The organism is Kribbella albertanoniae (genome assembly GCF_004348455.1).
GTDB classification, from domain to species: domain Bacteria; phylum Actinomycetota; class Actinomycetes; order Propionibacteriales; family Kribbellaceae; genus Kribbella; species Kribbella albertanoniae.
In genome coordinates this window covers 1-13,936 of record NZ_SMKA01000256.1, presented here as the reverse complement: position 1 = coordinate 13,936, position 13,936 = coordinate 1, and the positions used below count along the sequence as shown (strand labels likewise).

General features: G+C 68.7%; 6 protein-coding genes. All 6 read right to left on the bottom strand.

Annotation, left to right across the window (positions count from 1 at the left end; translation table 11 throughout):
- The coding region (locus E1261_RS35975; RefSeq protein ID WP_132414201.1) for an Ig-like domain-containing protein at positions 1–5,602 on the bottom strand (5,602 nt) is incomplete at its 3' end.
- A gap of 105 nt (positions 5,603–5,707) precedes the next feature.
- Positions 5,708–7,669: a hypothetical protein gene (locus tag E1261_RS35970; RefSeq protein WP_132414200.1), complete on the bottom strand. Its 1,962-nt coding sequence runs from the start codon at positions 7,667–7,669 to the stop codon at positions 5,708–5,710.
- Positions 7,666–8,634 carry a glycosyltransferase family 2 protein gene (locus tag E1261_RS35965; protein ID WP_238176639.1) on the bottom strand — a complete coding sequence of 323 codons (969 nt, stop codon included), beginning with the start codon at positions 8,632–8,634 and terminating at the stop codon, positions 7,666–7,668. Before E1261_RS35965 ends, E1261_RS35970 begins: the two co-directional genes overlap by 4 nt.
- 30 nt (positions 8,635–8,664) lie before the next feature.
- Positions 8,665–10,212, bottom strand: a complete 1,548-nt coding sequence (locus E1261_RS35960; protein WP_132414199.1) for a gamma-glutamyltransferase — start codon at positions 10,210–10,212, stop codon at positions 8,665–8,667.
- Between the two features lie 7 nt (positions 10,213–10,219).
- The gene (gene pheT / locus E1261_RS35955) at positions 10,220–12,760 is read right to left on the bottom strand and encodes a phenylalanine--tRNA ligase subunit beta (protein WP_132414198.1); all 2,541 of its coding nucleotides are present in this window, start codon (positions 12,758–12,760) and stop codon (positions 10,220–10,222) included.
- Positions 12,760–13,869, bottom strand: a complete 1,110-nt coding sequence (gene pheS / locus E1261_RS35950) for a phenylalanine--tRNA ligase subunit alpha (RefSeq protein ID WP_132414197.1) — start codon at positions 13,867–13,869, stop codon at positions 12,760–12,762. Before pheS ends, pheT begins: the two co-directional genes overlap by 1 nt.
- Positions 13,870–13,936 lie beyond the last annotated feature (67 nt).

The following is a 13,936-nucleotide window of genomic DNA, read 5'->3' as shown; positions in this document are numbered from 1 at the left end:
GGGTTGCGCCGTGGGGGGCTGGGCGTTCGTAGGTGAGTTTGGTGGTGCCGGTGAAGCCGCGGGCCGGGGTGAGGCGGATGGTGCCGTCGGGGGTGACGGTCCAGGTGCCGGCGGAGGTGGTTGCCTCGCGGGTGCAGGTGGCGGCGTCTACGCGGAGGCAGATCGGCCCGGCGGCGCCGCCGTCGTTCAGGGACGGGTTGACGGCGACCGTTCCGCCGGGTGAACCGGTGGCGGAGTCCGCCGCCGCACGAGCTGGGCGAGGTGGGTCGACAGTGACGTCGAGGAGGGCGCTGCCGGTCGTTCCGTTCGCGTCGGTGACGCGGTAGGCGAGTGACCTCGTCGAGCCGATGAAGTCCTTGACCGAGGTGAACGTGATCACGCCATCTGCGCCGACTGCGAAGACACCCTCGTCGGCGACAGTCACTGTCTTCTTGTCGCGACCGTCCCCCGGATCACGCAGTACGACGCTCGCCGGGGCCAGCGGCGCCGACGGATCACCGGGCCCGTCGTTGCTCAGCACGTCGACGGCGACCGCCGTACCGAACGCTGTCCGGGCGCTGTCGTCGCGAACCACCGGCAGGACCGGTGTCACCGTCACGCTCAGCGTGGAGCGGGCCCGGTTCCGGTTGCTGTCCTTCACCTCGTACGCGACCGGCCGTGTGCCCCCGATGAACCGCGCCTCGGGAGTGAACGTGACCTTGCCATCGGCAACGACGTACTCACCCTGCCCGGCCACCGTGACCTGCTTGACCAGCGCGGCATCCGGGCCGACCAGCAGCAGCGTGTCCGGATCGAACTTCGCGCCAGGACCCGGTACGTCGTTCGCGATCGGATCGATCACGACTGGCAGGTGCTGCTTGGTCCGGGCGTGATCCGGATTCGCAACCGGTCGCGCCTGGACCGAGACCGACACGGTCGCCGTACCGATCGTGCCGTTGCTGTCAGCAACCTGATAGCCGACCGGAACCGTCGTACCGACAAATCCAGAAGCCGGCGCGAACCGCACTCCGCCGGACGGCTGCACGGTGAACAGCCCCTGCCCCTCAACCTCCAGCGCCGACACCACCTCACCCGAAGCCGGATCGATCAACCGAACCGCACCCAGCGGTGCCGACGGATCACCCGGCTTGTCGTTCGCGAGCACCGGCACCGTCAGGACCGTGTCGTACGGCGTGCTCGCCGAGTCGTCCTTGGCGACCGGAGCCACCGGGGTGACCGTCACCGTGATCGTCGAGGTCGCGCGGTTGCCGCTGGAATCCTTCACGCGGTAGGCGATCGACAGTACGCCGCGGAACGCGGGCACCGGATCGATCACCACCCGGCCGGTCGACTCGTTCACCGTCACGATCCCCTGGCCAGTCAGCGCCGCGATCCGGACCCAACTCCGCGTATTCACGGAGTAGACCTCGACCGACCCCTTCTCCAACTCGGCGCCGGTCCCGGCCTTGTCGTTCTCGAGCGGCTCAAGCGCCAGCGTGACGTTCTGCTTGGTCGTCGCCACATCCGCGACCGCCTCCGGCCCCTTGCCGACCGTCAGGAGCAGCAGGCCTTCGACCGTGGTCCCGTTGCCGTCAGCGATCCGGTACGTCGCGGGCGTGGTGACCCCCTGGAAATCCTTGACCGGTGTGAAGGCGATCGACCCGTCGGCGACGACGGTGTACGTGCCCTCGCCGGCCTGCGTGAACGTCTTCCCGAACCCGTCCTTCGTCTTCAGCACCAGACTCGACGGGACCAACGGCGCCGACGGATCACCCGGTTTGTCATTGCTCAGTACGTCGACCGTGATCGGCTGGTTGAACGGAGTGATTGCCGAGTCGTCGACCGAGGTCGGCCAGATCGGCGTGACCGTCATCGTGAGTGTCGAGGTCCCGAACGTGCCGTTCGAGTCCGCCACGCGATAGGTCACCGGTTTCGCCGGGCCGTGGAACTTCGGCAGCGGATCGAAGACCACCATCCCGGTCGGCTGCACGGTGTAGGTCCCTTGCCCAGCGACAGTGACCGTCTTCGAGTACTCCTTCGCGCGGATTCCCGGCCGGAGCAGCTCAACGGTGGCGGGATCGAGTTCTGCGTCAGTGCCCGGACTGTCGTTGGAGAGCACGTTCACGCTGACCGTGAGGTCCTGCAAAGTGGACGCGCGGTCCGCCACCGCGACCGGCGGGAAGCCAACCGAGATCGTCAGCTTGGCCATCGTCAGCGTCCCGTTGCTGTCGCCCACCTGATAGGTCAACGGTGTCCCCGGCCCACGGAACGTCGCACCCGGATCGAACCGGACCGCTCCCCCGGCGGCGGTGTAGACGCCCTCGTTCAAGATGCTGACCGTTGCCTTCAGCAACCCATCGGCCGGGTCGGTGAGCAGCAGGCTGGTCGGCAGCAGCGGTGCGGTCGGGTCGCCCGGCTTGTCGTTCGCCAGCACCGGCACCGTGACCGGCTTGTCGTACGGCGTCCGCGCGGCGTCGTCGACCGCCACCGGAGTGATCGGCGTGACCGTGACCGCGATCGTCGACCGCGTCACCTGATCGAACCAGTCCATCACGCGATAGGTCAGCGCGGTCGCCGTGCCGGTGAAGCCCGGCAGCGGATCGACCGTCACCGTCCCATCCGGGTTCACCTGGTAGGCAGCCTGTCCCGGCACCTTCACCAGCTTCTTCATCGACCCATCAGCAGGATCCAGCACCGCGACACTGAGCGGATCGAGCCCGGTCCCCCGGCCGGCGGTGTCGTTCGCGAGCGGGTCAACGACGAACGGAACGTTCTGCTTACCCGTTGCCGTGTCCGGTTTAGCAGTCGGCGCGGGCGGCTTCGCCACCGTCACGGTCAGCTGCGCAGTGGCCGCCGTACCGTTGACATCCGCGACGCGATAGGTGAGCGCTGCCGTCACTCCCACGTACGTCGGCAGTGGGTCGACCGTGATTTCGCCGTCCGGCGTCACCGTGTACGTCGCCTCGCCGTCAACCACGACTGTGGTCTTCGGCTCCTGCGTCTTCGGATCGAGCACCCGCACGCTGCTCGGTACCAGGGGGACCGCGGGGTCACCGGCCTGGTCGTTCGACAGCACCCGAACCGGGACGGTGGTGTCGTACGCCGTCGCCGCGGTGTCGTCCGACGCATCGGGCTGCACCTTCGTGACTCGCATGGTCAGGGCCGCGCTGCCGATCGCACCGTTGCTGTCGGCCACCTGGTAGCTGACCGGCGTCGCCGTACCGCTGAAGGCAGGCACTGGCTCAAACAGCAGCTTGCCGTCCGGCCGCGCGGTGTACTTGCCCTGACCGGGCACGATCAGCGTGGTCACGGGCTCGGTGCGGGTCGGCGGGATCAGACGGAGGGTGTCCGGTCGCAGTACGGCGCCGGTCGGGCCGGGCTTGTCGTTGTCGAGGACCGCGACCACGACGGACCGGCCTTGCAGAGTGGCGATGGTGTCCGGGTTCGCGACTGGCGGTGCTGGCGCGTCAACGGCGACCGTCAGCGCAGCGCGCGCCGCAGTCCCGTTCTTGTCGAGCACCTGGTAGGTGAGCGGCGTACCGACGCCATGGAAACCGTGAGCCGGCTGGAACGCGACCTTGCCCCCAGCAACCACGTAGGTGCCCTCACGCGCGATCGTCACGGTGTCGACGAGGGTGTGCTTGACCGGGTCGACCAGCTTCAGCGTGGCCGGGTCGAGTGGTGCATCCGGTGAGCCAGGCAGGTCGTTGTCCAGCACTGGTACGACGGTGTCCGTGTCGAACGCGGTAGACGCCGAGTCCCCGTTGGCAATCGGCTGCACCGGTGTCACGGTGACTGTGAGCGTGGACTCGGCGGTCTGACCGGTCGTGTCGGTGACGCGGTACCCGATGGAGGTCCCGACCCCGGTGAATTGCCGGACCGGCACGAAGTCGACGGCCCCGGTCGGTTTGGCGGCGTACTGCCCCTCACCGGGGATCACCACGGTCTTCTTGAACTTCGTGTCGGCCGGATCGCGCAGCACCACCGAGCCGGCGACCAGCGTCACCCCTGGAGCCGCCTGGTCGTTGGCGAGCGGCCGGACCGCGAGGCTGACGTTCTGCGGGGTCTTCACGGTGTCGGGCGTTGCTACCGGGCCAGCGGGGAGCGCAACAGTGACAGTCAGCTTGGCCGTCGCAGTGATGCCGTTGCTGTCGGCCACTCGGTAGCTGACCGGCTTACCGACCCCGACGAAACCAGGCACCGGCTCCACCGCGACGGTCCCGTCCGGCTTGGCGATGTACTTCGCTTGGCCGACCACACTGAGCAGTGCGCCGCACTGGTCGCCATCCAGCAGACAGAGCGAGCTCGGCTGGAGCGGTGCGGCCGGATCACCGGGCAGGTCGTTGCCGAGCACCTTGACCGTCACATCGGTGTTGAACGCGGTACTGGCGGTGTCGTCGTGCAGAACCGGCGGAGGCGGCGGGGTGATCTGCAGTGCGTAGTCCTCTACCTCACCGGCATCGGCCGCACCGGTCGGTTTCGCTGCGCCGTCGCCGTACCCGATCCGCACTCGCGCGTACGTCGTTCCGGCCGCCGGCTTGGCGAACTTCGGCCAACTGAGCTTCACCGTCGCTTGTCCGGCAGCGAAATCACCACAGGCACGTTCACTCGCCTCGAACGTGCCTGTGCGGTCCAGGTCGAGCCACGCACACACCTGGCCGGGTTTCGACGCACCGGTGAGCTTGACCTCTATCCCGTACGACGTGGCGTTCGTCCGCAGTGGCGGGAACATCACGCCGTCGTCAGCAGCATCAGGTGTGGTCGGACCGGTGGTCGCGTTGGCGACTGTGCTGTTGTCCTCGGTGGCGTCCTTACCGAGCCGCACGTCGCTCAGCACTGACCAGGCCGCACCGTACGTTGCCGGTGCGTCACCGAAGTCCTCGCCAGCCGACGCCAGCACCGAGAACGCGTCGCCCGAGGAGGTGGTGTTGAAAGCAGGCAGCTTGGCGTGCTTGGTGAAGTACGCCGACACGTCGAAGCGCACCGTCGTCACAACGCCGTTCACTCGCACCGAACCACACGCAGCGGTCGCACCGGCATCCGGACCGGTACCGGTCTTGTTGTTGATGCAGTTCGGGCCGGTGTCGTGGTTCGCCGCAGTGACGGTGTCGCTGGTGACTGCCAGGTTGTTGCCCTGACCCGCCTTGCTCAGACTGAGGCCCGGAGTGGTCAGCCGCAGCACGGAGTGCAGCTCCGACTGCGCGGTCGGCTTGCCGCTGACGGTCTGCGTGACCGCACCGCCGAGCCCGGCCAGATGCAGCACTGGATTGCGCACCGGCCGGCTGAACGCGACCGTCACCGTGCCACGGTCGCCACAGCTACCGATGGCCGCGCAGTCGCCGGTGTTGACGACCAGGTCCTGAGCCGGCGTAGTCCGCGCGATCGGCGGGCTGTACGTCGTCGGTCCGGTACCGCGGATGCCTGCGGTGGTCTCGTCGAGCAGCTCGGTCGCACCGGTCACGCTGATGGTCTGCCGCAGTCCGGAGCCCGGCATCGTCGCAGTCGCCGAATCACCTTGCTCGAACGGCTCCACCGGCACCTGATAGGCGGCAGTCTCCACACCTGTCATCGCCAGCAGCACAGCCGTCAGCAAGCCCACCGCCGCCGGTCGTGTCGCCCGCATGGTGCCGCCCTCCCGAGCATTCACGTCTCCGCATGCATCGGCACCGGGGCGGGCGGGCCATGCGTAGACCATAACGGCCTGCGCGGACCCTATGTTACGGGCTCGCTACCCTCCGAGGTCGTAGATTTTGACCTTGCCGTTGCTGTGTCGCAACGGCACCAGGTCGGCGAGTTCCGGGGAGACGGTTCCGGCGCGCGAGTCGGCGTACAACCAGCGAACGCCGTACTGGTCGTGGAGTCGTTGCAGCAGTGCTGGAGTCGGGTTCGCGAAGGCCTGGGTGACGAGGGCGATGCGGTCGGGCCAGGGGGACGGCTGCTCGGTGTAGCGACGGCCGCCGACCCCTTGGGCAGCCATGGCCTCGTTGGTGTACGCCCAGCCTTCGATGACGGTACGGCGGCCGGCCAGTCCGCTGACGATGTACCCGCGGGCATCGCAGCCGGGTGTCTTCGCATCGACCGGACGGCACCAGGTGTTGGTGGCGACCACGTCGGTCGGTGCGCTGTTCGCCGCGAGCCACAAGGCGGTCGACTGCTCGTCCGGATAGACCCACTGCGGTGCGGAGCGGAAGACCGGGCCTGCTTCGGTGTCACCCTTGATGGCGTTCTGGACGAAGCTCTTCACCGGTGAAACGAACAGCAGCACCAGTACGACGACAAGCACGCGCCTGCGGGCAGTGGCGGCCACCCAACCGGCGGCAGCGAGGCTGAACGGTGTGGCGGTGTACAGGAAGTAGGACTCGCTCACTCCGGGATGGTCGATGAAGAGGTAGCCGAGCCAGCCGACCACCATCGCCCCGATCAGGAACCACGCGACCGGATCACTCCGTACGACGAGGAAGCCGGTCAGGGACGCGGCCTGGATCAGCAGGACGCTCAGGAGCATCGCGATCGTGCCGAGGACCGCACCGTTCACCAGCGACGGGACGACCAACCCACCAACACCAGCGGGTGTGTGGTCGCCGGTGAGACTCGCGTAGCCGGGGCTGGTCTTGAGAATCGCCAGGAACTGGAGCTGCGAGCCGCTGGTGCTTCCAGCAACGGTGAGCAGCGTGAGCGCGCCGACCGCGACTAGCAGGGCGCCGGCGACGACGGTCTTGATGCGGAGCTGGTAGAGAGCGGCCAGTCCGACCGCACCGATCAGCACTGGCAGCACTGTCGGCTTCGAGCCGCCACCTAGGAGAGCCAATGCGACGATGAGCACCCACAGCGAGCGCGGGCCGTTGCGGAAGAGCAGTTCGATCAGGAGGATCCCTACCGCGACACAGGCGATCAGGCCGAAGGTCTGCGACGGACTGAGGTAGCTGACCGGTGGGTTCAGGTTGATGCTGGTGTCGACGAGCAGGTACAGCTGTGGCGCGGTGAGAGCTGCAGCGGCGAGCACTCCGGTCCACCAGGTCCGGCTGACTGTCCGGGCGAGCGTGGCACACACCAGCAGCGCAACCACGAGCCACGGCAGCACCCACAGCCGGAACAGCACCATGGTCGGGCTGAGCCGAGTGATGTCGACGGCCGCCGCCATGTCGGCGTTCGCGAACCAGTGGTACTCCAGCCGCTCCCCCACGACCTGTGGCAGTTCCGGCGGCACAGCACGCGTCAGCTCACTCACCATCGATAGGTGGTACAGCAGGTCCTGGTAGTACGACGTACCGTCCGGTGGCATCACGTGGTACGCCATGACACCGCGGATGGTGGCCGCAAGCATCAAAGATGCAGCGATCACCAGCCCCCACGTCCACCACAGCGGGAGCGGCTGCGGCTCGGCAATGCGCCAACACGAGCGCAACCGCGGCAATGCGAAGGCAGCAAGGGTCAGCAACGGCCACAGGATCAACCAACGCTGCAAGCCGACCGCAGTGAACAGCGCCCAGCCAACCAACATCCAGGCGGCGCCGACGATTGCACCCAGACCGAGGTCCTCAGCCCAGTTGCCCAGACTGCGCCAGACCGCCCGCAGCAGCAGGGTTCCCGGCAGGGCGATCGCCAGCGCGAAGTAGACGCCGTACCGGACGGCATCCAAGGTGTGGAAACCAGCAAGCGCAACCAGGAGCCAGGGCAGCGCCCGCTTCACCGGGTTGCGACCGGTTCCGCACGTTTCTGGTCTTCGAGGCTGTCATAGCCGACGAGGAACTGCGGCCGCCGCTGGCTCGACTGGAACAGGCGCGCCACGTACTCACCGAGCAGACCGAGGCACAGCAGCTGGATCGCACCGATCACACTGACCGCGAGCACGGTCGACGTCCAGCCGGGGACACCGCGACCGGTCAGCTTGATCACCAGCGCACCAACCACGAACAGCGCCGACATCAGGCCACCGAGCAGCCCGAGCCAGGTCGCCAGGCGCAGCGGCGCGGCCGAGAACGCGGTCACGCTGTCGAAGGCCAGCCGCGTCATCTTGGTCAGGTTGTACTTCGTCGAACCGGCCGCACGCTCGGCGCGGATGTAGGTGACCTCGGCACTCGGGAAGCCGAGCCACGGGATCACCAGCCGGAACACCCGGCCGTCCTCGGGCAGCGCGTTCACGGCATCCACCACCCGGCGCGACACCATCCGGAAATCACCCGCGTCGAACGGGATCTGCTTGCCGACCAGCCGGCACATCAGCCGGTAGTACAGCCGCGCGGTAGTTCGCTTCGGCCACGAATCACTCGAGCGGTCCGAGCGAACGCCGTACACAACGTCCAGATCGCGCTCGCGCATCACGTGCAGGAACTCGGCGATCGTCTCCGGCGGGTCCTGCAGATCGGCGTCGATGGTGACCACGTACTGCCCGCGGGCGCTGCGGAAGCCGGCCGACTGCGCGGCCTGATGACCGCTGTTGCGAAGCAGCCGAATCACGCGGAGCTGCGGCCAGTCCTTCGCCGCCTCGAGCAGCAGTGCCGCCGTACTGTCCCGACTCCCGTCGTCGACGACGAGCAGCTCGTACGGCAGGCCGAGGCTGTCGAGCAGCGGGTGCATCCGCTCGAAGAACATCGGCAGCACGGCTTCCTCGTCGTACATCGGCACCACGACGGAGAGCTCGGGGTCGATGTCCACGTCTGGTCTAACGAGCGTGAGCTACCCGGGTTAGTCGGGTGGTGAGATTGCGACAGCCCCGGTACGGCGGGGGTCGCCGACCGCCATCAGGCCTTCCGACGGATCCCAGAAGGCGGCTGCGACCCCACCGAAGTACATCGAGTGCGGGGGCATCGGGCGGGACGGAAGGTTCGTCGTACCCGCCAAGGGCAGGTCGTCCTCGTAGTCGACGATCACGTCATCGCGGACGCGGACGTGCAGCCGCGGGTGCTCGACCGCCTCGGCCAGCGGCAGCCCGCCGTGCGTGTAGAGCGCGTAGACCTGCGCGAGCGCGGTCGGGATCCGGTCCGAGCCGGGCGAGCTGATCGCCAGTACGGCGCCGTCGCTGTCCCGGCGGGCCACGCTCGGGGCCATGTTCGAGGTCAGTCGGGTGCCGGGGGCCAGGCTGTGCGGACCGCCGTGCAGCAGCTCCTGCTCACCGAGCGCGTTGTTCAGCCAGATGCCGGTCCCGGGAGTCAGCACGCCGGAGCCGTAGCCGGACGAGACCGTGATCGCGCAGGCATCACCCTCGTCGTCCACCACCGACACTGTCGCCGTACTCGGCGAGGTGAGCGCGCGCAGGTCGCCGGACGACGCAAGCTCGAGCAGTTTCTGCCCTTCGAGCTGCCGAATGTCCTCCTCGTCCAGCTCCGCCAGGCGCCGGCCGAGAACCGCATGCTGCACGTCGACCAGTCGCTCGAGCTCGGTCGGGTTCCAGCTGCCGTTGGCCGGGACGCCGTCCAGCAGCGCGAGCATTGCGGCAACCGCTACTCCCCCGACGGCAGGCGGCGGGTTGGTGGCCAGGCGCCAACCGTTCTGTCGGACCATCAGCGCCGGGCGGACAATCGCCTCGTACGCCGCCAGGTCCTCGGCGTTGAGGATGCCTTCATTCTCGGCCATGTCGCGGATCAGCAACTGGGCGAGCTCACCGGTGTACAGCGTCTCGGCGCCGTCGCGGGCGATCAGCTGCAGCGCCTCGGCCAGCTCCGGGATGATCACCGTGCTGCCGGCCTTGATGACCGTGCCGTGCTCGTCGTGCACGACCCGGTGACTCGGCTGATGCCAGCCGAAGATGATCTCGTGGGTGAACCCGAGGTAGTAGCCGGAGGTCCGGCTGAGCGGGAACCCGTCGCGCGCCACCTCGATCGCCGGCTGCACGACCTCGCGCCAGGGCGCCTTGCCGGATCGCCGGTGCGCCAGGTCGAGCGCCTTCAGACCACCCGGGGTCGCGACCGAACCGTGCCCGACGGTGGTCGTCGTACCGCCGCCGTAGTCAGTGGTGATATCCCAGACGCCACGGCCGAACGACTCCGGCGGCAGACCCCGGCCGGGCATCTCCACCCAGCCGTCGATCGTGACTGCCTCGGACCCCGCGACCTGCAGCGTGACGAATCCACCCGAGGCCGGCGAGACCACGCCGATCTCGTTCACCATCGTGACCAGCGTGGCCGCGATCGCGGCATCGACCGCGTTACCACCCTCAGCAGCCACCCGTACGCCGGCCTCCGCGGCCGCCGCGTTAGGCGCAGCAACCGCCACCCGCGGGTGTGCCCCGCTCATCCGCGGGTCAGCCGACTCGCTGGACGGCGCCGAAGCGGTCGACGGCTACCTGGACCGCGGCCTGGCGGGCCTCGGCGACCTCGGTGTCCTTCAGGGTGCGGTCGGCGGCGCGGAAGCGGAGTGCGAACGCGAGCGACTTCTTGCCCTCGCCGATCTGCTCACCGGTGTACAGGTCGAACAGCCGCACGGACTCCAGCAGCTCGCCCGCACCCTCGACCAGCGCCGCCTCGACCTCGGCCGCGGCCACGTCGGCCGCGACGATCAGCGCCACGTCCTCCTTGGCCACCGGGTACGACGAGAACGGCACCGCGGTCACGGACTCCGGTCCGGCCGTGATCAGCGCCTCCAGGTCGAGCTCGACCGCACTCGACCGGGCCGGCAGGCCGAACGCCTGGCACACCTTCGGGTGCAGCTCACCCGCGTGACCGACGACCTTGCCGTCGACCGAGAACTCCGCACAGCGACCCGGATGCCACGGCGCCAGCTCGACGTTCTTCACGACCGGCTCGACGCCGACCGCCGAGGCGATCAGGCGGGCGATCTGGACCGCATCGGCCCAGCCGGCCGGACGGGCCTTGCCCCACCAACCGGTCGGGGTCAGCGCACCGGTCAGCACCACTCCGACATGCAACGGCTGGTCGGGGAGTGCGTCGTACAGGGACTGGACGTCGGCGTCACTCGGCCGGCCCTCGACGGGCAGGCGCGGCGCGGCCTTCGTCTCGGCCTTGGGCTTGAAGACCAGTCCGGTCTGGAAGATCGCCAGGTCGGTCTGACCACGGCCGGTGTTGCGCTCGGCCGTCCGCAGCAGCGTCGCGAGCAGAGTCGTCTGCAACGACGGCTCTTCGTCCGAGAGCGGGTTGACCAACTTGACCGTCGTACGGCGGGCGTCGTCGGCCGGCAGGCCCATCGCGTCGAAGTCGGCGTCCCCGGTGAACGGATACGACACCACCTCGGTCAGCCCGGCCCCGACCAGCGCGGTCGCGACCCGGCGCCGGCGTCGCTGCGAAACCGTCAGCCCCTGCCCACCCGGCGCCGGCGGCAACACCGACGGCACGTTGTCATACCCGAACAGCCGAATGGCTTCCTCGGCAAAGTCGTTCGGATCCCGCAGATCCGGCCGCCACGAAGGCGGAGTCACCGCAAGCAGGTCGTCCCCGCCCTCGGCCAGCGCGGGCGAGTGCACCCCAGCCGCAAGAGCAGCCGGTACGGCGTCCGCCGCGGCCGGCTCGATGGTGCAGCCGACCGACTTCAAGTGGCGGAGGGTTTCTTCGATCGTGATCGGGGCACCGGCGACGCGGGCTGCGTGGTCGGCGCGAATGACGACCGGCTCCGGCTGCGGGTGCGTGTCGACGACGGTCTCGTCGGTGAGGATCGTCCCGCCGGCCAGCTCGGCCAGGAGATCGGCCACCCGCTGAGCGGCGTACCGCGGCAGCTGCGGGTCGACCTCACGCTCGAACCGCCGCGACGCCTCCGACGACAGCTTGTGCCGGCGCGACGCGCGCGCGATCACGATCGGGTCGAAGTGCGCGGCCTCGATCACCACCTCGGTCGTCGTCTCGGAGATCTCGGTGGACGCGCCACCCATCACCCCGGCGATACCGATCGGGCCGGAGTCGTCGACGATCAGCAGATCCTCGGCGTCCAGCTCGCGGGTCTGGTCGTCCAGGGTCACCAGCTTCTCGCCGGACGTCGCCCGCCGGACAACGATCTCGCCACTCAGCCGGTCCTTGTCGTACCCGTGGATCGGCTGGCCGAGCTCGAGCATCACGTAGTTGGTCACGTCGACACCGATCGAGATCGGCCGCATGCCGGACGCGAGCAGTCGCTTCTGCAGCCACCGCGGCGACACCGCCTTCGCGTCGATCCCGGTCACGGTCCGCGTGACGAACGTCGTACAAGCCTTTGCGTCGTCGACGCGCACCGGGTAACCGCCTGCACCCGAGCCAGTCAGCGTCAGAGCCGCCGGATCCTTCAACGGAAGCCCGTACGCCGTCGCGGCCTCGCGGGCGACGCCACGGATCGACAGGCAGTAGCCGCGGTCCGGGGTGACGGCGATGTCGAGCACGTCATCGGTGAGCGACAGCAGCTCGATCGCGTCATCACCGGGCACACCTTCACCCGGCTCCAGCACGACGATGCCGTCGGTACCGTCGTCGCCGAGACCGAGCTCCGTGCTGGAGCAGATCATCCCGTTCGACACGTGGCCGTAGGTCTTGCGGGCGGAGATCGCGAAGCCGCCCGGCAGCACCGCGCCCGGCAGCACGACCACGACCAGGTCGCCGACCTCGAAGTTGTGCGCACCGCAGACGACCCACTGCGGCTCGTCCTTGCCGATGTCGAGCGAGCACCAGCGGATGGTCTTGCCGTTCTTCTGCGGCTCGTTCTCGTACGTCAGCACCTTGCCGACCACCAGCGGGCCGGTCAGGTCGGACTCCTCGACGGTCTCCACCTCGAGACCGGCCCGGACCAGCTGCTCCCCGAGGTCGCGACCGGTCACCTCGGCCGGGAGCTCGACGTACTCACGAAGCCACGACAGTGGGACCCGCATCAGATCTCCATCCCGAACTGGCGGCTGAACCGCACATCACCCTCGACCATGTCCCGCATGTCCTCGACGCCGTTGCGGAACATCAGCGTCCGCTCCAGCCCCATGCCGAAGGCGAAACCGGAGTACCGGTCGGTGTCGATCCCGCAGGCGCGCAGGACGCGCGGGTTGACCACGCCGCAGCCGCCCCACTCGATCCAGCCCTCGCTGCCACAGGTGCGGCACGGGCGGTCCGGGTTGCCGACGGACTCACCGCGGCAGACGAAACACTTCAGGTCGACCTCGGCCGACGGCTCGGTGAACGGGAAGAAGTTCGGCCGCAGCCGCGCCTCCAGGCCCTCGCCGAACATCGACACGACAAAGTGGTCGAGCGTGCCCTTCAGGTGCGCGAGCGTGATGCCCTCGTCCACCACCAGGCCCTCGACCTGGTAGAAGACCGGCGTGTGGGTCGCGTCCAGCTCGTCGGTCCGGAACACCCGGCCCGGGCAGATCACGTAGATCGGCGGCTTGCGGGTCAGCATCGACCGCGCCTGCACCGGCGACGTGTGCGTCCGCAGCACCTTCCCGGAGCCGGCCGGCTCGACGAAGAACGTGTCCTGCATCTGCCGCGCCGGGTGGTCGGGCTGGAAGTTCAGCGCGTCGAAGTTCAGCCACTCGGCCTCGATCTCCGGCCCTTCGGCGACATCCCAGCCGAGCGCGGTGAACACATCCGCGACCTGCTCGGAGATCAGCGACAACGGGTGCCGCGCACCGAGCTCCGGCGTGTGCCACGGCAGCGTCACGTCGACCCGCTCGGTCGCGAGCATCCGCTCCTCGTGCTCGGTCTCCAGCACCACGAGCCGAGCGGCGTACCCCTCGTTGATCGCCTTGCGCGCGGAACCGATCCGCTGCCCGGCCTCCTTGCGGCCCTGCGGCGGCAACGCCCCGATCTCCCGGTTCGCCAGCGCGATCGGCGACTTCTCGCCCAGATGAGCGGCCTTGGCCTCCTGCAGGGCAGCCAGATCGGCCGCCTCGGTAAACGCCTTCAGCGCCTCGTCACGGCTCCGCTCCAGCGCTTCGGCATGCAACGGCGTCACTTCGACCGGGTCGTACTGCGTGTTGGGACCGGACATGGCTCGCTCTCGGTTCGGAACTTCTGCGACTTGCAGTCTAAGAAGTTCCACCCCCAGACCGTGAATC

Coding starts and splice junctions, on each gene's coding strand:
- E1261_RS35960 (WP_132414199.1), bottom strand. CDS start 10,212: ATGAGCGGGGCACACCCGCGGGTGGCGGTTGCTGCGCCTAACGCGGCG.
- pheT (WP_132414198.1), bottom strand. CDS start 12,760: ATGCGGGTCCCACTGTCGTGGCTTCGTGAGTACGTCGAGCTCCCGGCC.
- pheS (WP_132414197.1), bottom strand. CDS start 13,869: ATGTCCGGTCCCAACACGCAGTACGACCCGGTCGAAGTGACGCCGTTG.